Consider the following 20,965-nt stretch of genomic DNA (forward strand, 5'->3'; position numbering starts at 1 on the left):
GCCGTGGGATGGCGGAAGCTGTCATGTGTGAGCCGGCCCCTCCGCGGGCGCGCCGTCCCAGCGCGCCCTTCGCATGTCGAGCCGCTGCGTCCCGTCCGCGGCCGTGCGCAGCGGTGTGGCCTCCACGCGGTAGTGCTCGAGCGCCCGCCGCTCGTGGCCCGGCAGCAGCACGCCGTCCGCGCGCACCACACGCCACCACGGGACCGCCGCACCGTAGAGCGCCATCGCGCGGCCCACCTGCCGGGGACCGCCCTCGTCCAGCCACTCCGCGACATCGCCGTACGTCATGACGCGGCCCGGCGGGATCTGCTCGGCGACTTCGAGCACCCGCTCCACGTACTCCGGGTACTCGGGGAGATCAGGGATCCCAGGGGTGCTCTGCTCGCTCATCCGCTCCATGGTGCCGTACGCCACCGACAGTCGGGCCGGGCCGTGAGGGCCGGTACGAGACGGCGACTGCGGGGCAAACTCTCACAACACCGGCACACCGTGTCTCTTGTTTGCACCCTGATGCCCCCTGACGTGGGTGGCTCGTGCCACCATCTTCCGGGCGGTGACTGGTGATACGAGATCAAAAAGCGACGGAATCCGAAGGCACGCAGGGGGCGGAGTCCGCGAAGGGCGACGGCACCTCTGCCGGTTCGTCGCGCCCGGAACCGTATGAGATGCGGCCCGAAGGCCACGACGGGCACGCCCTCGGCGAGCAGCCTGCGCTCGACGAACAGTCCTCGCTCGATGGGCCGTCCTCGCTCGACGGTCAGCCCCCGCTCCACGAGAACCACAAGGACCCGCACGGGCACGAGCAGGAGCTGACCGCGGGCCGGGTCGACCGGGTCGAGGGCGACGAGCCGCTGCTGCCCGCACGCGTGCACCGGCCCTCGGACCTGATGCGGCTGCTCGTCGGCGTCCTGTCGATCGCGCTGCTTCTCGCCATCGCGGCGTTCGCGCACAACACCACCTCCGGGCTCGAGCACGACATCGCGACGCGGACCGGCGGCGCGCCCGATCTGCTGATCAAGTTCGCGGGGCTGGCCTCCAGCATCGCGGTGCTGCTCGTCCCGGTGGCGTTCGCGATCGAGCGGCTGATCAAGCGGGACGGGCTGCGGATCGCCGACGGGGTGCTCGCGGCGGTGCTCGCGCACGGGGTCACGCTGGCCACCAGCCTGTGGGTGGCCAAGGCCGCACCCCAGTCCGTGCAGGACGCGCTGACCAGGCTCAACGAAGCGGACCAGATGACGGAGCCGGTGCACGGCTATCTGGCTCCAGTGATCGCGTACATGACGGCCGTGGGCCTGTCGCGGCGGCCGCGCTGGCGGGTGCTGCTGTGGGCGGTGCTGCTCCTCGACGCGGTCTCGATGCTGGTCGCCGGGTACACCACGCCGTTCTCGATCGCCCTGACGATTCTGATCGGCTGGTCCGTCGCGTACGGGACGTTGTACGCGGTCGGCTCGCCGAACGTGCGGCCCACCGCGCAGAACCTGCTCAGCGGGCTGCGCCACGTCGGCTTCAAGCCGGTGAGCGCGGCGCGCGCCGAGGAGCTGTCGGACGCGCCCGCGCCGGACGGCGGCGACCGCGGCCGGCGCTACTTCGTGACGCTCGAGGACGGGCCGCCGCTCGACATCACGGTGGTCGACCGCGAGCAGCAGGCGCACGGCTTCTTCTACCGGGTCTGGCGGCGGGTCACGCTGCGCCCGCTGACCACGCGCCGTTCGCTGCTCTCGCTGCGCCAGGCCCTCGAACAGGAGGCGCTGCTCGCATACGCGGCGATCGCGGCGGGTGCCAACGCGCCCAAGCTGATCGCCACCTCCGAGCTCGGCCCGGACGCCGTGATGCTCGTGTACGAGCACACCGGCGGGCGCTCGCTCGACTCGCTCGACGACGAGGCGATCACCGACGGCCTGATGCGGGACACCTGGCGGCAGGTGCAGGCCCTCCAGTCGCGCCGGATCGCGCACCGCAGGCTCGCGGGCGACGCGATTCTGGTGGATCGTTCCGGCAAGGTGATCATCACCGATCTGCGCGGTGGCGAGATCGCGGCCGGTGACCTTCTGCTCCGCATGGACATCGCGCAGCTGCTGACCACGTTCGGTCTGCGGGTCGGGGCGGAGCGTGCCGTGGCCGCGGCGGTGGCGGTGCTCGGCGGGGACAAGGTCGCGGACTGCCTGCCGCTGCTCCAGCCGATCGCGCTCTCGCGCTCCACGCGCGCGATGCTGCGCAGGCTCGGGCGGGAGCGGGCGGAGCGGGAGCGGGAGGCGGTGCTCGAGGCTTCGCGGCTTGCGAAGGAGGCGCGGGCGGCCGACTCGGGCGAGGACGCCCTGATCCGCAAGAGCAGCAAGGCCGAGCGGCAGGCGGAGAAGCGGGCCATAGACGAGGCGCTGGACGAGGCCCGCGAGGAGGACCTGCTCACCCAGATCCGCCACCAGGTGCTGAGCATCCGGCCGCAGGCGCCGGTGGAGCCCGCGCAGTTGGAGCGGATCAAACCGCGGACGCTGATCAGCTGGATCGCGGGTGCGTTCGCCGCCTACTTCCTGCTCGGGCAGCTCACGCAGTTCGAGTTCGCGCAGCTGGAGAACGCGGAGTGGGGCTGGGTGGCGGCGGCGGTCGCGCTGTCGGCGCTCAGTTACGTGGCCGCGGCGATGAGCCTGCTCGGCTTCGTGCCGGAGCGCGTGCCGTTCGTGCGGACCGTGGCGGCGCAGGTGGCCGGGTCCTTCGTGAAGGTGGTGGCGCCGGCCGCGGTCGGCGGTGTGGCGCTCAACACGCGCTTCCTTCAGCGGGCCGGGGTGCGGTCGGGGCTCGCGGTGGCGAGTGTCGGTGCCTCGCAGCTGTTCGGGCTCGGGTCGCACATCCTGCTGCTCCTCACCTTCGGCTATCTCACCGGCACGGAGAACAAGGCGGACTTCACGCCGTCCCGTGCGGTGATCGCCGGGCTGCTCACGGTCGCGGTGCTCGTGCTCGTGGTGACCGCGGTGCCGTTCCTGCGCAAGTTCGTCTCCACGCGGGTGCGGTCTCTGTTCGCGGGGGTCGTGCCGCGCATGCTGGACGTGCTGCAACGGCCGCAGAAGCTGCTCACGGGCATCGGCGGCATGCTGCTTCTGACCGCCTCCTTCGTGATGTGCCTGTACGCCTGCCTGGTGGCCTTCGGCGCGGACGCGTCCTCGCTGAGTCTGGCGGGGGTCGCGGTGGCGTTCCTCGCGGGCAACGCGATCGGGTCGGCGGCACCGACGCCCGGTGGTGTCGGGGCGGTGGAGCTGGCGCTCTCCACGCTCCTTGTGCCGGCCGCGGGTGTGCCGATCGAGATCGCCACACCGGCCGTGCTCCTCTACCGCCTCCTGACGCTGTGGCTCCCGGTCCTGCCGGGCTGGCTGGCGTTCAACCACCTCACGCGCAAGGGGGCGCTGTGAGGGGGGTACGGGGGTAGTCCCCTGTACGCCGTCACCGCACCGTGCTCCGGGGGCGGGGCAGCCCCACCGCACCCTGCTCCGCCGCTCCGCGGCGGTAAGTGGTGGGGGGGCGGGGCTGACGCCCCCCACCCTGGCCTGCGGGGGCTCCGCCCCCGATACCCCCGACGGCTCGGGTGCCCGGGACGACGAGAGCGGGGCCCACGCCACCGCACCCCACGCCACCGCACCCCGCTCCGCCGCTCCGCGGCGGTGGAAGAGGGCGGGGCTGACGCCCCCCACCCTGACCTGCGGGGGCTCCGCCCCCGATACCCCCGACGGCTCGGGTGCCCGGGACGACGAGAGCGGGGCCCACGCCACCGCACCCCGCTCCGCGGCTCCGCGGCGGTGGATGGGGGTGGGGCTGACGCCCCGGTCCCGGTCTGCGGGGGCTTCGCCCCCGATACCCCCGCAGCTCGCGTGTCTGGGACACCTTCCCGGCGCCCCAACGCCGGGGCGGACCCGAGCACCCGCGCCCTGCTCCGCCGCTCCGCGGCGGTGGGAGGACGGGGGGCTGACGCCCCCACCCCGGCCTGCGGGGGCTCCGCCCCGGTACCCCCGCGGCTCGGGTATCTGGGACGCCTTCCCGGCACGGTGGCTCGGGTCTGGCCGGGATCCTGGGCCACCGTGCCCTGACAGCTCCGGCACTCGGACGGGGTTGCGGGCCCTTGGTCGCAGCCGCTCACGCGCCCGCACGGGACAGCGACCCGACCCCCGGCACCCAACCCTCAGAACGACAACAGCACCGTAGCCAGCAGTGCCAGTGAGCCCATGAGTTCCAGCGCGCCCACCACCGGGACCTTCACTCCTCGGCCCGGCAGGGCGGCGGCGCGGGTGAGGTAGGCCGTGAAGGGGAGGGCGAGCCAGGGGGTCAGGGCTGTGGCTGCTGCGGCGGCAGCCGCGTGGTAGGTGACCGAACCCCAGTAGTACGCGCGTGAGTTGCGCTCGCGGATCATCGTCTTCACGTACGGGACCGTGCCCGCGAAGTAGAGGAGGCAGGCGAGGGCCGGGCGCCACGCGCCCCAACTGCCCTCCCCCAGGCGGTAGGTGACCAGGAGCATGCCGCAGGCCGGGATCACCGCGAGCAGGCCGTTGAGCAGGGCGCGTTCCTTGTTGCGGCGGGCGTACCAGGTGTTGGCCAGGAGGAAGGGGGCCGCCGCCGCGCATGCGGGCAGCAGCCAGGGGTGGAGACAGGCGAGCGGCAGGCCGAGCGCGGCGAAGAGCGTGCCGAAGACCACGGCCGGGCGGACGTGGCGGGCCGGAGCCTTCGGGTTGCGGGAGATGCGGCGCAGGCGGAGCCACTGCTGGACGTGGTACGTCGCCATGTAGCCGAGCAGCCAGGCCGCGAACAGCGGCAGGTGCCCCCAGCGCGGCGTGCCGAGGAAGGTGCCGGCCGCGAACGGCACCGCGAGCATCGCCCACGCGCCGTGCTGATCCGGCAGCCAGCGGGTGCGGCGGGCCATGGGGTGCTCCTGCTCCGGTTTTCCGACGCCATGTCGGCGTATCGGGCGGCCAGTTGACGTCTCCACTCTCGCATCGCGGGTCCTGGGGAAGTGAGGGAGGAGGTCCCTGCCGTACGGGACTTCTGTCACCGGGACACGCCCCAGCGCGGGCATAGCCTCAGGATGTGCCGATTCCGCAGGTGAATTCCGCACGCGAATTCCACAGGGTCCGGAGGGACGAGGCGTTGCAGCAGCAGGACAGCACGACGAGCGCTGCCGAAGCTTTGATCAAGGCCGGGGGATTCTTCCGGCGCTCCAAAGCGTCCGAGGTTTCCGAGGACCTGCGCACCATCACGCATACCGGCGGCCGCGCGGCCGAGGTCTTCTACCGTGACCGCTGGAGCCACGACAAGGTCGTATATTCCACGCACGGCGTGAACTGCACCGGTTCGTGCAGGTGGAAGGTGTACGTCAAGGACGGCATCATCACCTGGGAGACGCAGGCGACGGACTATCCGTCGACCGGACCCGACCGGCCCGAGTACGAGCCGCGCGGCTGCCCCCGCGGCGCTTCCTTCTCCTGGTACTCGTATTCGCCGACCCGCGTCCGCTATCCCCATGTCCGCGGCACGCTCCTCGAGATGTACCGCGAGGCGAAGAAGCGCCTCAAGGACCCCGTGCTCGCCTGGGCCGATATCCAGAAGGACGAGACACGCCGCCGAAAGTACCAGAGGGCGCGCGGCAAGGGCGGGCTGGTCAGGGCCACTTGGGACGAGGCCGTCGAGATGATCGCGGCCGCGCATGTGCACACCATCAAGGAGTACGGCCCGGACCGCGTCGCCGGTTTCTCGCCGATTCCCGCGATGTCGATGGCCTCGCACGCGGCGGGTGCACGTTTCCATTCGCTGATCGGCGCGCCGATGCTCAGCTTCTACGACTGGTACGCGGATCTGCCGGTCGCTTCCCCGCAGGTTTTCGGCGACCAGACGGATGTGCCGGAATCGGGTGACTGGTGGGACGCGGCCTATTTGATGATGTGGGGCTCCAATGTCCCGGTCACCAGGACGCCGGACGCCCACTGGATGGCCGAGGCGCGTTATCGCGGGCAGAAGGTCGTCACCGTATCCCCGGATTTCGCGGACAACACCAAGTTCGCGGATGAGTGGATGCATCCGCATCCGGGGACGGACGGCGCGCTCGCGCTTGCCATGGGGCATGTGATTCTGAAGGAGTTCTTCGTCGAGCAGCAGACGGAGTTCTTCGAGGATTACGTGCGCACCTACACCGATCTTCCCTTCCTCGTCAGCCTCAGTGAGGGCGAGCAGGGGCTCGTGCCCGGGAAGTTCCTCACGGCCAAGGATCTTGGACGCGACGACACAGAGAACGCCGAATGGAAGACCGTTCTCGTCGACGACGTGACCGGTGAACTCACCGTCCCCAACGGCACCTTGGGCCACCGCTGGGGCAAGAACGAGACGCCCGAGTGGAATCTCGACCTCGGCGACACCGTGCCGCGGCTCACGCTGATCGGCGAGGGCGAGCACGCCGAGATCACCCTCCCCCGCTTCGACGAGGACGGGGCGACCGTACGCCGCGGCGTGCCCGTGCGGCGCGTCGGCGACCGGCTCGTCACCACCGTCTTCGATCTGCTGCTCGCCCAGTACGGCGTCGGGCGCCCCGGTCTTCCCGGCGAGTGGCCGCAGTCGTACGAGGACGCGCGGACCCCCGGCACCCCGGCCTGGCAGGAGACCCTCACCTCCGTGCCCGCCGCTCAAGCCACCCGTGTGGCAAGGGAGTTCGCGCAGACCGCCGTGGACTCCGGGGGCCGCTGCATGATCCTCATGGGCGCGGGCACCAACCACTGGTTCCACTCCGAGACGATCTACCGCGCCTTCCTGGCGCTGCTCACGCTGACCGGCTGCCAGGGCCGCAACGGCGGCGGCTGGGGCCACTACGTGGGCCAGGAGAAGTGCCGCCCGGTCACCGGCTGGGCCACGCTGGCGAGCGCGAGCGACTGGGGCCGGCCGCCCCGGCACATGATCGGCGCGGGCTGGTTCTACCTCCACACCGACCAGTGGCGCTACGACTCGCTGCCCGCCGACGCGCTCGCCTCACCGCTCGGCACGGGCCGCTTCGCGGGCATGACGGGCGCCGACTGCCTGGCCGCCTCCGCGCGTATGGGCTGGATGCCCTCGTATCCGACCTTCGACCGCAATCCCCTGGAGCTGGGTGCGCAGGACGATCCGGTCGCGGACACCGTACGCATGCTCAAGGACGGCGAGCTCGGGTTCGCCGGCGAGGACCCGGACGCGCCCGGCAACTGGCCGCGCGTGCTCAACGTATGGCGGGCGAATCTCCTCGGGTCGAGCTCGAAGGGCAACGAGTACTTCCTCAAGCACCTGCTCGGCACCCACTCCAACCTGCCCGAGGACGGGCCGCGTTGCGAGCCCAAGGACGTCACCTGGCGCGAGGAGGACGTGGAGGGCAAGCTCGATCTGCTGCTCGCCATGGACTTCCGGATGACCTCGACGACGCTGCTCGCGGATGTCGTGCTGCCGGCCGCCACCTGGTACGAGAAGCACGATCTGTCGTCCACCGACATGCACCCGTTCCTGCACGCGTTCACGCCGGCCGTGGACCCGCCGTGGCAGGCGCGCTCGGACTACGACGCGTTCAAGGCGATAGCCACGCGCTTCGGCGAACTGGCCAAGGAGCACCTGGGCGTGCGCCGCGACCTCGTCGCCACCGCGCTCCAGCACGACACCCCCGGCGGCGAGATGGCGCAGCCCGGCGGTGTGGCGCTCGACTGGTCCAAGGGCGAGTGCGAGCCCGTTCCTGGAAAGACCATGTACAACCTGGCCGTCGTCGAGCGGGACTACGGGGCCGTCGGCGAGAAGTTCGCCGCGCTCGGGCCCCTGATCGACAAGCTGGGCGTGACGACGAAGGCGATCACCTTCGACGTGGCCGAGGAAGTCGCGTATCTGCAGAGCAAGAACGGGACCGTACGCGGCGGGGTCGCCGACGGGCGGCCGCGGCTGGAGACCGCGCAGCAGGCCTGCGAGGCGATCCTGTCGCTCTCCGGGACCTCCAACGGGCGCCTGGCGACCCAGGGTTTCCACACCCTGGAGAAGTCCACCGGCCAGGAGATGGCGCACCTCGCCGCCGAGGCCGAGGGCAAGCGGATCACCTTCGCCGACACGCAGGCACGCCCCACCCCGGTGATCACCTCTCCCGAGTGGTCCGGCAGCGAGTCGGGCGGCCGCCGCTACACCGCGTTCACGGTCAATACGGAGCACCTCAAGCCCTGGCACACCCTCACCGGGCGCCAGCACTTCTTCATCGACCACGACTGGATCCACGAGGTCGGCGAGGCACTGCCCACGTACAAGCCGCCGCTGGACATGAACAGGCTGTACGGGGAGCCGAAGCTCGGGCACGTCGATGCGGCCGAGAAGTCGGTCGCTGTCCGGTACCTGACCCCGCACAACAAGTGGGCGATCCACAGCCAGTACCAGGACAACCTGTACATGATGACCCTCGGCCGCGGCGGCCAGACGGTGTGGATGTCCCCGCAGGACGCCGAGTCCATCGGGGTCCAGGACAACGACTGGATCGAGGCCGTGAACCGCAACGGCGTGGTCACGGCCCGCGCGATCGTCTCGCACAAGATGCCGCCCGGCACGGTCTACATGAACCACGCGCAGGAGCGCACGGTCGGCGTGCCCAAGACGGAGAAGACCGGCAAGCGCGGCGGCATCCACAACTCGCTGACCCGGATCATGCTCAAGCCCACCCATCTCGTGGGCGGCTACGCCCAGTTGACCTGGGCCTTCAACTACCTCGGCCCGACCGGCAACCAGCGCGACGAGGTCACCGTCATCCGCCGCCGCAACCAGGACGTGGAGTTCTAAGCAATGCGCGTAATGGCACAGGTAGCCATGGTCATGAACCTCGACAAGTGCATCGGCTGCCACACCTGTTCGGTCACCTGCAAGCAGGCGTGGACCAACCGCAAGGGCACCGAGTACGTCTGGTTCAACAACGTCGAGACGCTGCCCGGCCAGGGCTACCCCCGGCGCTGGGAGGACCAGGAGAAGTGGAAGGGCGGCTGGGAGCGCACCCGGTCGGGCCGTCTGCGTCTCAAGGCGGGCGGGCGCGCCAAGCGCCTCGGGCAGATCTTCGCCAACCCCGAACTGCCGCAGATCGAGGACTACTACCAGCCCTGGACGTACGAGTACAAGAACCTCACCGAGGCGCCGGCCGGCGAGGACATGCCGGTCGCGCGGCCGGTCAGCCAGGTCACGGGTGAGCCCATCGACAAGATCGAGTGGGGCCCCAACTGGGAGGACAACCTGGGCGGTGCGCCCGAGCACGCCGTCAAGGACCCCATCGTGGAGAAGATCCGCGACGAGGTCGGCGAGCGGATCAGGATGGAGTTCGAGCAGAGCTTCATGTTCTATCTGCCGCGGGTGTGCGAGCACTGCCTCAACCCGGCCTGTGTGTCGGCCTGTCCGTCCGGCGCGATGTACAAGCGCGTCGAGGACGGCATCGTGCTCGTCGACCAGGACCAGTGCCGCGGCTGGCGGATGTGCGTCTCCTCCTGTCCGTACAAGAAGGTCTACTTCAACCACTCCACCGGCAAGGCCGAGAAGTGCACCTTCTGCTTCCCGCGGGTGGAGGTCGGTCTGCCGACCGTGTGCTCGGAGACCTGTGTCGGGCGGATGCGCTACCTCGGCGTGATGCTGTACGACGCCGACAAGGTGACCGAGGCCGCGGCAGTCGAGGACGAACACGACCTGTACCCCGCCCAGTTGGGCGCCTTCCTCGACCCGCACGACCCGGCGGTGCAGGCGGCCGCGCGGGCGGCCGGCATCACGGACGAGTGGCTGGACGCCGCCCGCCGCTCCCCCGTCCACGACCTCATCGCCACGTACCAGGTCGCGCTGCCGCTGCACCCGGAGTACCGCACCATGCCGATGGTCTGGTACGTGCCGCCGCTCTCGCCGGTCGTGGACGCGGTGGCCGCCACCGGCAGCGACGGCGAGGACGCGGGCAACCTCTTCGGTGCGATCGACGCGCTGCGCATCCCGGTGGAGTACCTCGCCGAGCTGCTCGCCGCCGGTGACACGTACGTCGTCGAGGCCGTGCTCCGGCGGATGGCCGCGATGCGCGCGTACATGCGGCGCGTGAACCTCGGGCAGGACCGCGACGAGTCGATCGCCGCCGCCGTCGGGCTGACCGGCCAGGAGATCGAGGACATGTTCCGGCTGCTCGCGGTCGCCAAGTACGAGGACCGGTATGTGATTCCGACGGCGGCGCGGGCCGACGCGGACGCCCTGGCGGACTCGCACCCTCTCGACGACGGCTGCCCGGTCTCGGCCGAGGCACTCGGCGGCAGCCGTCCCCTCCTGAACCTCTCCCCGACGCGGAGGAGCGCATGACCCCCGGTGGTCTCGTACGTCTTGTCGCAGGACGGCTGCTCCAGTACCCCGACGCGCGCCTGTACACGGACCTCCCGCGATGCGAGGAGGCCCTCGCCGGGGCGGCCCCCGAACCGGCCCGGCTCCTCGCCGAGTTCCTCGCGTACGTCCGGGTGACCCCCGAACTGGACCTGGCCGCGCACTACACCGACACCTTCGACACCCGTAACCGCCGCTGCCTCTACCTGACGTGGTGGACGGACGGCGACACCCGCAACCGCGGTCTGTCCCTGGTCCGCCTCAAGCGGATCTACCGGGACTTCGGCCTGGAGTTCGCGGGCGACGAGCTGCCCGACTTCCTTCCCGTGGCCCTGGAGTTCGCGGCCCTGCACCCCGAGGCGGGCACGCTGCTCCTCGAGGAGCACCGGGCCGGCCTGGAACTCCTGCGGCTCGCGGTGACCGCCGCGGGCACCCCGTACGCCCGCGTCCTCGAAGCGGTCTGCGCCACGCTGCCCGGGCCGTCCCCCGAGACGAAGGCCGAGGCGAAGGCGCTCGCGAAGCGCGGGCCGAAGCACGAGTCGGTGGGCCTCTCCGATCCCCTCGAACCCTTCGGCCCGGGTGTCGAACTCCCTTGGCCCACCATGCCCTTGGAAAGGACTCCGGCCTGATGGACCTCATCCTCTGGGGAGTCTTCCCCTATGTCGTCGTGGTGCTCCTGCTCGCGGGCCTGATCTGGCGGGCGCGCTACGACAAGTTCGGCTGGACCACGCACTCCACGCAGGTGCACGAGTCGCGCCTGCTCCGCATCGGCTCACCGCTGTTCCACTTCGGCATGGCCTTCGTGGTCGTCGGGCATGTGGTCGGGCTGCTGATCCCGAAGACCTGGACCGACGCGGTGGGGCTCAGCGACCACACGTACCACCTGCTGGCGGTCACGACGGGTTCGGTGGCGGGCCTCGCCGCCGCGGCGGGCATCGGCATCCTGGTCTACCGCCGCTTCACGGTCCCGGCGGTGAAGCAGGCGACGCTGCGCAGCGACCACCTCATGTACACGTTCCTGCTCGGCGCGATGGTGCTCGGGATCGTGGCCACGCTGCTCAACTCGACCGGCGCGACGGGCGATTACAACTACCGCGAGGGCGTCTCGCTCTGGTTCCGCTCGCTCTTCACCTTTCAGCCGGACTACGCCCTGATGGGCCAGGCGCCCCTCGCCTTCCAGCTGCACGTCCTCTTCGGCCTCGGCCTCTTCCTCCTGATCCCCTTCTCCCGCCTGGTGCACATGTTCAGCGCCCCGCTGAAGTACCTGTTCCGCCCGTACGTGGTCTACCGCCGCCGCGACCCGCAGCAGCTCGCGCACCGGCCGGCGCGGCGGGGCTGGGAAAAGGTGGGCTCGTGAACGTGCACACCGCGCGAACCGACCGCACCTTGCGAACCGACCGCGCCTCACGTGCGGTCCGCACCCCGCGGCACCCGGTGGAGGAACGGCCGTTCATCGTCATCTGGGAGGCCACCCGAGCCTGCCCGCTCGCGTGCCTGCACTGCCGCGCCGAGGCCCAACTCGCCCGCGATCCGGCCGAATTGGACGGCGCGGACGCTCGCCGCCTGATGGACCAGATTGCCTCCTTCGGCAAGCCGAGCCCGCTCTTCGTCATCACGGGCGGCGACCCCTTCCAGCGCGCGGATCTGACGGACCTCGTCGCGTACGGCACGGAGCTCGGCCTCCGCATCGCCGTCTCCCCCTCCGGCACCCCCACCCTGACCCGCGCGAACCTCCAGGCCGTGCAACAGGCGGGCGCGGTGGCCCTCTCCCTGTCCCTGGACGGATCGACGGCCGCACGCCACGACAGCTTCCGCGGCGTCCCCGGTGTCTACGACCTGACGCTCGACGGCTGGCGCACGGCCCGCGAACTCGGCCTGAAGGTCCAGATCAACACCACGGTCAGCCGGCACAGTCTGCACGATCTCGCGGACATCGCGGCGGTGGTCAAGCGCGAGGGCGCGATGATCTGGAGCGGGTTCATCCTGGTGCCGACCGGCCGCGGCGAACAGCTGGACGCGCTCTCCGCCGCGGAGGTCGAGGACGTCCTGCACTTCCTCTACGACTGCGGTGCGGTCATGGCCACGAAGACCACGGAGGGCCACCATTTCCGCCGGGTCGCCCTTCAGCGCGCGGCCATGGACCGGCACGGCGAACGCCCGGCCACGGGCCCGCTGCACGCCACGCTGACGGCCCGCGCCACGGAACTCGGCCTCTTCGAAGGAGCCCGCCGCTCCGTCCGCCGTCCCCCCATGGACGTCGGCTCGGGCCGCGGTTTCGTCTTCGTCTCGCATACGGGAGAGGTCCACCCGAGCGGCTTCCTGCCCCTGTCGGCGGGCAACGTCAAGAACCACCCCCTCCCGGACATCTACCGCGGCTCGGCCCTCTTCACCTCCCTCCGCGACCCGTCCCTGCTGGAGGGAAAGTGCGGCCGCTGCGAGTTCAACACGGTGTGCGGCGGTTCGCGCTCGCGTGCGTACGCGATGACGGGGAGGACGCTGGCGGCGGATCCTTGGTGCGCTTACGAGCCGGCGAGGTTGTGAGGGGGCTCGTGCCCTCTGGCACCTTTCGCGTGCGGGCTCCTTTCGCGTGCGGGCTCCTTTCGCGTGCGTGCACCTTTCGCCCGTGGGGCAACCCACCAGCCCGTCCGGCGTTTGAGGACGAGCGCCCTTAAGGCGCGACAGGGGGCAAGGGGCGAAGCCCCAAAGGGGGGTGCAGGGGGCGAAGCCCCCGCGTGGGTGCGCACCAAGGCGGGCCCGGGGCGCCAGCTCCAGCTCGGGTGCCCCCGAGGAGGCCCGAGGGCGCAGTCCCGTTCGGGTACCCGCCAGGGTGTCCGGGGCGCGGTCCCGTGCGGGGCGCCCGCCCTGGGGCCTGGGGGCGCTGTCCCGTCCAGGGCGCCCGCCCGGGGGCCCGGGGCGCGGTCCGTCCGAGGGTGCCCACCCGGGGGTCCGGGGGCGCAGCCCTCGGTTTCGGGAAGGGGCGGGTAGGGGAAATCCGCACCGCGCCTCAGCCGAACCCCACCCGCACCGCCCCAGAACACCGCACCCAGGGCGGGGGCTCCGCCCCCTGCACCCCCGGCACGGCAGCCCGAACCATCCACCACGCACGGCTCCCGAAATTCAGACACCGCACCCCGAGAACAACCACCCGCACCCAGGGCGGCGGCTCCGCCCCCTGCACCTCCGGCACGGCGCCCGAAACAACCACCCCGCACCCCGCCCCCGAATTAGCCATTCGGCCCCGCACCCCACCCAAAAGCACGAGCCGAAGCACCCCCACCCCGACCTACCGTCGAACAAGGACAGCACCCCGAACGCGGGAGACCCCACCATGCGCTCAGCAATCGTCGTCGGCGGCGGCATCAGCGGACTCGCAGCAGCCTGGCAGCTGCGAGGCAAAGCCGACGTCACCGTGATCGAGAGCGACCAGCGCATCGGCGGCAAGCTGCGCACCGGCACCATCGGCGGCGTCCCCGTCGACACCGGCGCCGAGTCCATCATGGCGCTGCGCCCCGAGGCCGTGGAGCTCGCGCAGGAGGTCGGCCTCGGCCCCGACCTGTGCGACCCGGCCACCGCCCCCACCACCGTCTGGACCGGCGGCCACCTGCGCCCCATGCCCGCCGGGCACGTCCTCGGCATCCCGACCGAGCCCCGCGCCCTCGCCGGCACCGGTCTCCTCTCCGACGAGGGCCTCGCGCGCCTGTGCCGCGAGGAGGAGCTCAAGGCGGGCCCGCTCCCCCGCGACACCGACATCTCCGTCGCCGACTATCTCGCCGCCCGCATCGGCCAGGAGGCCGTCGACCGGCTCGTCGAGCCGATGCTCGGCGGGGTCTACGCGGGCCGCGCCGACCGGCTCTCGCTGCGCTCCGCCATGCCCCGCCTCGCCGCGGTCGCCGAGCACGGCGGCTCGATCATCGGCGCCCTGCGCCGCGTACGGGCCGCGGGCGCCCCGAAGGCCGCGGCCGTGCAAGGCGTACGCGGCGGTACGGGCCGCCTCCCGGCCGCCGTCGCGCAGGCCTCCGGCGCCCGCGTCCTCACCGGCACCCGCGCCCGCGAACTCCAGCGCACCGCCTCCGGCCGCTGGCGCGTCTGCGCCCAGACCGCGGACGGCCCGCTGGTCATGGAGACCGACGCGGTGATCCTCGCGCTGCCCGCCCACGCCGCCGCCGAGCTGCTGCGCGGCCACTCGCCGGCCGCGTTCGAGGAGCTCTCCGCGATCCAGCACGCGAGCTCCGCGGTGGTCACGATGGCCTTCGACCGCTCCCGTACGCCCTCCCTGCCGGAAGGCAACGGCTTCCTCGTGCCGCCGGTCGACGGCCACACGATCAAGGCCGCATCCTTCCTCAGCAACAAGTGGAGCTGGCTGGCCGAGTCCGCGCCGGGCACGTTCGTGCTGCGCGTCTCCGTCGGCCGGGCGGGCGAGGAGCAGGAACTCGACGTCCCCGACCGCCACTTGATCCGCACCGCCGTCTCCGAGCTGCATCTCGCGGCCGGCCGCATGGGCGAGCCCGCCGCGGCCCGCGTCACCCGCTGGGACCGTGCCCTGCCGCAGTACGGCGTCGGGCACGCCGACCGGATCGCCCGGATCGGCGAGGCCGTGGAGAAGCTGCCGGGCCTCGAGGTGTGCGGCGCCGCGTACGAGGGCGTCGGCGTGGCGGCCTGCGTGGCCACCGGCCGCAAGGCGGCCCGCCGGGTCTTCGAGGGCTGAGACCGCCCTCTACAGCCGGGCACCCCGTCCCGTACCGCCCGGGCATGATCACACGGACGGCTCGCGCCAAAGGCGCCCCCAGGAACGCGCCCGCAGGATGGGGGCATGCCGAAGCCCCGCCCCGTGCGTCTCGCCCTGCCCCTGGCCCTCGCCCTCACCACCGCGCTCGCCACCGGGTGCAGCGGCTCCGACGACGGGGACGGTGACCTCAGCGCACAGAAGCTGACGTGGAAGGACTGCCCCGCACCCAGCGCAGCCCAGGGCGGCGGCGAGGCGCCGAGTCCGCTGCCGGCCGGGGCGAAGTGGCAGTGCGCCACGATGAAGGCGCCCCTGGACTGGGACGACCCCGAGGGCGAGACCATCGGGATCGAGCTGATCCGCGCCGAGGCGAGCGAGAAGAAGAACCGCATCGGCTCGCTCCTGTTCAACTTCGGCGGCCCCGGCGGCTCCGGCATCACCGCGCTGCCCGCCTTCGGCGAGGACTACGCGAAGCTGCGCACCCGCTACGACCTGGTCAGCTTCGACCCGCGCGGCGTGGGCCGCAGCAAGCCGGTGACCTGTGAGGACGACGTCCAGCTCGACGCGTACTACCAGCAGGACGCGACCCCCGACGACGCCGCCGAGGAGCAGACGCTCCTGGAGAACGTGAAGTCCTTCAACGAGGGCTGCGACGAGCGCTCCGGCGAGGTCCTGCCGCATGTCGCGACCACCGACGCCGCCCGCGACATGGACCTGATGCGCCAGGTGCTCGGCGACGACAAGCTGCACTACTTCGGCATCTCCTACGGCACCGAACTGGGCGGTGTGTACGCCCACTTGTTCCCGGACAAGGTGGGCCGCGCGGTGTTCGACGCCGTGGTCGACCCGACCCAGTCCCCCGAGCAGGGCTCCCTCGGGCAGGCCGGCGGCTTCCAGCTCGCCCTGGAGAACTACGCGAAGGACTGCACCTCGAAGGTGGAGGACTGCCCGGTCGGCGACACCCCCGAGGACGTACAGGAGCGGATCGCGAAGTTCCTCAAGGACTTGGACGGGAAGCCGCTGCCGGGGCTCGGACAGCGCAAGCTGACCCAGACCGCCGCGACCAGCGGGATCGCCCAGTCCCTGTACTCGAAGGACTTCTGGGAGTACCTGACGGAGGGTCTGGAGAACGCGTACGACGGCGACGGCCGGATCCTGATGGCGCTCTCGGACTCGATGAACGGCCGCAACCTCGACGGCACGTACAGCAACATCCAGTCGGCGAACGTGGCCATCAACTGCGCCGACGACAAAGCCCGTTACACGGTCGAGGACGTCAAGGCCAAGCTGCCGGAGTTCCGGAAGACCTCGCCGCTGTTCGGCGACTACCTCGCGTGGGGCATGCTCGGCTGCTCGGACTGGGCCGTCGAGGGCGCGGCCGACCACCCCGACGTCAGCGCGAAGGGCTCCGCGCCGATCCTGGTCATCGGCAACACCGGTGACCCGGCGACCCCGTACGAAGGGGCGCGCAAGATGGTCGAGTCGCTGGGCGAGGGCGTCGGGATCGAGCTCACGTACAAGGGCGAGGGGCACGGCGCGTACGACAGCAAGAACAAGTGCGTGCGCGACGCGGTGGACGGCTATCTGCTCGACGGCAAGGAGCCGAAGCCGCGCACGGTGTGCTCGTAGCGCCTGGGCTTCGGTACGCGCCTCGGCCCCGGTACGCGCGTCGGTCCGGTGCAGGCCTCGACTCCGGTACGCCGGTCCGCCCGCTGCTCCCGATGCGATACGGCGGACTGTTCCCGATTCGATACGGCGAATCTTCGCCGGACCGCAACCGTCCCCGGCATACGCCCGCCTTTAGGATGACGGCACTGCGCCAAGAGGGGGGACGTCGTACATGGCAAGCACGTCAGGGGACCGGGCGGCCGCACGCACCGGTATCGCGCGGCCCGCCGCACTCGCCGCGGCCGCCCTCCTCGCCGGATCCCTCCTCGCGGGGTGCAGCGGTGACGGCGCGGCCTCGGGCAAGGGCGGCGGCAGCCAGGCCGCGGGCTCCACCACCGCGCCCGCCAAGTCGCCCGGCGCGGCCGACGATTCGGGGCTGCCCGCCGCGCTCACCGGGCAGAAGCTGAACTGGGGCGACTGCGAGGGCGGCGGCTCGGGCGCCTCCGACAGCTCGTGGAAGTGCGCGACGCTCAAGGTCCCGCTCGATTACGAGGACCCGGACGGCAAGACGATCGGCGTGGCCCTGATCCGCAGCGAGGCCCGCGACGACAGCAAGCGGATCGGCTCGCTGCTCTTCAACTTCGGCGGCCCCGGCGGCTCCGGCGTGAACAGCCTGCCGGCCGCGGCCCCCGGCTACCCGGCGCTGCACGAGCGCTACGACCTGGTCGGGTTCGACCCGCGCGGCGTGGAGCGCAGCGGCGGTGTGGAGTGCCGCGAGGACGCGGACACCGAGAAGGCCTTCACCACGATCGACCTCACGCCCGACACGGCCGCCGAGGAGAAGGCGTACTTCGCGGACGCGGCGGCCTTCGGCGCGGGCTGCAAGGAGAAGTCCGGCGAGATCCTGCCGTATGTCACCACCTCCAACACCGCGCGCGACATGGACCTGATGCGCATCGTGCTCGGCGACGACAAGCTGCACTACCTGGGCTACTCCTACGGCACCGAACTGGGCGGCACCTACGCCCACCTGTTCCCCGAGAAGGTGGGCCGGCTCGTCCTGGACGCGGTGGTCGACCCGAGCGCGGACATGATCGGGCACGCCAAGAACCAGACGCGCGGCTTCCAGCGCGCCCTGGAGAACTACCTGAAGGCGGAGGGCAGGGACCCGAAGGAGGGCACCCAGGAGATCGCCGCGCTCCTGAAGTCCCTCGACAAGAAGCCGCTGCCGGCGGCGGGCGGACGCGATCTGAACGAGACGCTCGGCACCACCGGCATCACGCAGGCCCTGTACTCGGAGAGCATGTGGCCGCAGCTGACGGCGGCGCTCCAGGCCGCCGAGGACGGGGACGGCTCCCCGCTGCTCGCGCTCGCGGACGAGTACAACAACCGTGACGCGTCCGGCCGTTACGGCCGGGCGATGCACGCGCAGCGGTCGATCTCCTGCGCCGACTCGCAGGTCAGGCCGACGCCCGCGCAGGCGAAGAAGCTGCTCCCGGAGTTCATGGAGATCTCGCCGGTGTTCGGCGGCTATCTCGGCTGGGACGCGGCCGGCTGGTGCCACAAGTGGCCGGTGGCCGGCGAGCACAAGACCCCCGAGGTGAGCGCGCCGGGCGCGGCGCCGATCCTCGTCATCGGCACGACCGGCGACTCGGCCACGCCCTTCGAGGGCGCGCGCCGGATGGCCGACGAACTCGGCAAGGGCGTCGGGGTGCACCTCACCTTCAAGGGCGAGGGCCACGGCGCGTACGGCGGCGGCAATCCGTGCGTCGACTCGACCGTCGAGGACTATCTGCTCGACCACAAGGTTCCGGAAGACGGAAAGGTCTGCTCGTAATGCCCCGCACGTCCCGCTCCACCTCCGGCATATCCCGCCGCCCGGCTTCCGGCACATCCCGCCGCCCGTCCGTCGATCCGGGCGGGTGGACCGGCCGGTCCTCGCCGCTGGCGGCTGCTCTGCTCGCGGCGGCTCTGCTGGTGGCCGGCTGTACATCCTCCTCCGAACCCTCCGACGGCAAGAAGCCCGAGGGCTCCTCGGCGCAGGACGACGGCAAGGGCGTACCGGACCAGAGCACCATCGACTGGACCCGCTGCAAGGCACCCACCCCCGACCAGGGCTCGGGCAAGGCGCCGGGCAGCAAGTGGCAGTGCGGAACGCTTCAGGCGCCGCTCGACCACGACAAGCCCGACGGGGAGAAGATCGAGATCGCGCTGATCCGCAAGCCGGCCACCGAGCCGGACCGCCGCCTGGGCGCGCTGCTGTACAACTTCGGCGGTCCCGGCGGCTCGGGCGTCGCGACGCTCCCGCAGGCGGCGGGCGACTACGAGGACCTCAACGAGCGCTACGACCTGGTGAGTTTCGACCCGCGCGCGGTGGGCGAGACGGCCACGGTGCGCTGCGTGGACGACAAGGAGCTGGACCGCCTCTCGCAGGAGGACGACGGCCCGCCATCGAGCGCGGCGGAGGAGGCCGAGGACACCGCCGAGTCCCGCGCGCAGGTCGCGGCCTGCGAGAAGAAGGCCGGCAAGCTGCTGCCCCACGTGGGCACCTCGGACACGGCCCGCGACATGGACCTGATCCGCGAGGCCCTCGGCGAGAAGAAGCTGAACTACTTCGGCATCTCGTATGGGACCGAACTGGGCGGTGTGTACGCCCACTTGTTCCCCGAGAAGGTGGGCCGCACCGTGTTCGACGCGGTGGTCGACCCGACGGAGGGGCAGATCGAGGGCAGTCTCGCCCAGGCCAAGGGCTTCCAACTGGCCCTGGAGAACTACTTCAAGGACGTGGGCAAGGACCCGGAGGAGGGCTCCGCGCAGATCACGGCCGTCCTGGAGCAGGCCGAGGCCTCGCCCCTGCCCACCAACTCCCCGAGCCGCAAGCTCACCCGCGGTCTCGCGGAGACCGGCATCGCGGCCGCGCTCTACAGCGAGGAGACCTGGCCGTATCTCACCCAGGGCCTCCAGGAGGTGGAGAACGCGGGCTCGGGCTCGATCCTGCTGCTGCTCGCCGACGCCTACAGCGGCCGCGACCCGCAGACGGGCCGCTACTCCAACATGGCGCAGGCCAACGCCGCGATCCGCTGCGCGGACAGCAACGAGCGCTTCGACTACGCCGACGTCAAGCGCGAACGCCCGGCGTTCGAGAAGGCCTCGCCGGTCTTCGGCGCCTCGATGGTGTGGGGCCTGATGGGCTGCACCGACTGGCCGGTGGACGGCGAGCGCAAGACGCCCGAGGTGTCCGCGAAGGGCGCGGGCCCGATCCTCGTCATCGGCAACACGGGCGACCCGGCGACGCCGGTCGAGGGCGCGAAGAAGATGGCCGAGGCGCTGGGCGAAGGTGTGGGCGTCAACATCACGGTCGACGGCGAGGGCCACGGCACGTACGGCGTGAACGACTGCGCGACGAAGACGGTGGACGCGTATCTCCTGGACGGAGAGGTGCCGGCGGACGGCAAGACCTGCAAGTAGGTCCCCCTCAGGCGGGGTACGGGCCGTCTGCTCCTGCGGGAGCGGGCGGCCCGCGCGCGTGCAGGGCGCCAAGTCGGCCGTCCCGCCCGCGCGTTCAGGCCGTCAGGTCCACCCGTCCAGGCTCGCGTTCAGACCGTCGGCGGCCTGCGCAGCAGCCACTGGGTGAAGGTGCGGCGGGGCGGGCGGACAATCACGCGGGCGTGGGTGGCACGGCCGGCGAGTTCCACGCGCAGGGTGACCGGGGTGCCGGGCTGAGGACTGCTGCCTCGGCCGTGTTTGACTTTGGCGTGGACCAGGTGCAGGCCGCTCGTGTCCACCACGACACCGGGCCGGGTGATCAGCGTCAGGCGCTTGCCCGCCAGCTCCGCGTCGATCCGCAGGGTGTCGTGGGTGATCACGGCGTCGGTGAAGTCCAGCGTCACCGCGCACCACGCCACCGCGAGCTCCATGCGCTTCGGCACCACCCAGCGTCCGGTGCGGACGACCGCGCCGCTGTGCACGCCCTCGATCCGCTCCAGCTCCTTGACCTCCGCGACGGTGGCGCCGGAGGAGGCCGAGACGGCGGGCAAGTCGGCGGTGAGCGGGGCGAGTTCGCGCAGGGTGCGGGCGGAGAGCGCCGCTTCGACACGCTGGTCCAGCTCTTCGGCGGTGAGCATGCCGTCCCCGGCCGCGATCCGCAGGACGTCCACCACGCGGTCGCGGTCGGCGTGCGAGGCGCGCAGCTCGGGTGCGGGGGCGGCGTCGGCCGGCTTTCCGGTGGGGGCAGTCTCTCCCGACATACGGGCAACGCTATATCGCGACTGAGGTACGGAACAGGGCGGTCGCAAG

Annotated in this window: 13 protein-coding genes; 10 read left to right on the forward strand and 3 right to left on the reverse strand. The window is 71.6% G+C overall.

The features are described 5' to 3' along the window. Positions 1-21: 21 nt before the first annotated feature. Entirely contained in the window at positions 22-390 is a 369-nt protein-coding gene (locus tag BLT97_RS27920; RefSeq protein ID WP_093615239.1) for an MGMT family protein, read from the reverse strand. A 275-nt stretch (positions 391-665) separates the two neighbouring features. On the opposite strand from BLT97_RS27920, the gene BLT97_RS27925 reads away from it, so the two are divergent. Further along, positions 666-3,401 carry a lysylphosphatidylglycerol synthase transmembrane domain-containing protein gene (locus BLT97_RS27925; RefSeq protein ID WP_093615011.1) on the forward strand — a complete coding sequence of 912 codons (2,736 nt, stop codon included), beginning with the start codon at positions 666-668 and terminating at the stop codon, positions 3,399-3,401. A gap of 764 nt (positions 3,402-4,165) precedes the next feature. Here BLT97_RS27925 and BLT97_RS27930 read toward each other — a convergent pair. Next, a complete protein-coding gene (locus BLT97_RS27930; RefSeq protein ID WP_093615013.1) occupies positions 4,166-4,900 on the reverse strand; it encodes a YwiC-like family protein in 735 nt (244 codons plus the stop codon). Positions 4,901-5,124: 224 nt separating this feature from the next. Between BLT97_RS27930 and BLT97_RS27935 the strand changes: the two genes are divergently transcribed. The 9 genes from BLT97_RS27935 to BLT97_RS27975 all read left to right on the forward strand — a co-directional run bounded on the left by BLT97_RS27935 (position 5,125) and on the right by BLT97_RS27975 (position 20,137). After that, the gene (locus BLT97_RS27935; protein WP_093615015.1) at positions 5,125-8,790 is read left to right on the forward strand and encodes a nitrate reductase subunit alpha; all 3,666 of its coding nucleotides are present in this window, start codon (positions 5,125-5,127) and stop codon (positions 8,788-8,790) included. A 3-nt stretch (positions 8,791-8,793) separates the two neighbouring features. After that, positions 8,794-10,320, forward strand: a complete 1,527-nt coding sequence (gene narH / locus BLT97_RS27940) for a nitrate reductase subunit beta (RefSeq protein WP_093615017.1) — start codon at positions 8,794-8,796, stop codon at positions 10,318-10,320. Next, the gene (gene narJ / locus BLT97_RS27945) at positions 10,317-10,967 is read left to right on the forward strand and encodes a nitrate reductase molybdenum cofactor assembly chaperone (RefSeq protein ID WP_093615019.1); all 651 of its coding nucleotides are present in this window, start codon (positions 10,317-10,319) and stop codon (positions 10,965-10,967) included. The genes narH and narJ overlap by 4 nt, the downstream gene beginning before the upstream one ends. Then, entirely contained in the window at positions 10,967-11,695 is a 729-nt protein-coding gene (narI, locus tag BLT97_RS27950; protein ID WP_093615021.1) for a respiratory nitrate reductase subunit gamma, read from the forward strand. Before narJ ends, narI begins: the two co-directional genes overlap by 1 nt. Beyond that, positions 11,692-12,879, forward strand: a complete 1,188-nt coding sequence (locus tag BLT97_RS27955) for a TIGR04053 family radical SAM/SPASM domain-containing protein (RefSeq protein WP_245769578.1) — start codon at positions 11,692-11,694, stop codon at positions 12,877-12,879. The genes narI and BLT97_RS27955 overlap by 4 nt, the downstream gene beginning before the upstream one ends. A 787-nt stretch (positions 12,880-13,666) precedes the next feature. Continuing rightward, on the forward strand, positions 13,667-15,043 hold the full coding sequence (hemG, locus tag BLT97_RS27960) for a protoporphyrinogen oxidase (protein WP_093615023.1): 1,377 nt from the start codon (positions 13,667-13,669) through the stop codon (positions 15,041-15,043). A 105-nt stretch (positions 15,044-15,148) separates the two neighbouring features. Then, a complete protein-coding gene (locus BLT97_RS27965; protein WP_093615025.1) occupies positions 15,149-16,690 on the forward strand; it encodes an alpha/beta hydrolase in 1,542 nt (513 codons plus the stop codon). Positions 16,691-16,901: 211 nt separating this feature from the next. Continuing rightward, positions 16,902-18,506, forward strand: a complete 1,605-nt coding sequence (locus BLT97_RS27970) for an alpha/beta hydrolase (protein ID WP_093615027.1) — start codon at positions 16,902-16,904, stop codon at positions 18,504-18,506. Continuing rightward, the gene (locus BLT97_RS27975) at positions 18,506-20,137 is read left to right on the forward strand and encodes an alpha/beta hydrolase (RefSeq protein ID WP_093615029.1); all 1,632 of its coding nucleotides are present in this window, start codon (positions 18,506-18,508) and stop codon (positions 20,135-20,137) included. Before BLT97_RS27970 ends, BLT97_RS27975 begins: the two co-directional genes overlap by 1 nt. Before the next feature lie 128 nt (positions 20,138-20,265). On the opposite strand, the gene BLT97_RS27980 is transcribed toward BLT97_RS27975, so the two are convergent. Beyond that, positions 20,266-20,916, reverse strand: coding sequence for a DUF1707 SHOCT-like domain-containing protein (locus tag BLT97_RS27980; RefSeq protein ID WP_093615031.1), 651 nt, complete (start codon positions 20,914-20,916; stop codon positions 20,266-20,268). Between the last annotated feature and the right edge of the window lie 49 nt (positions 20,917-20,965).

It is taken from the genome of Streptomyces indicus, from assembly GCF_900100315.1.
GTDB classification, from domain to species: Bacteria; Actinomycetota; Actinomycetes; order Streptomycetales; family Streptomycetaceae; genus Streptomyces; species Streptomyces indicus.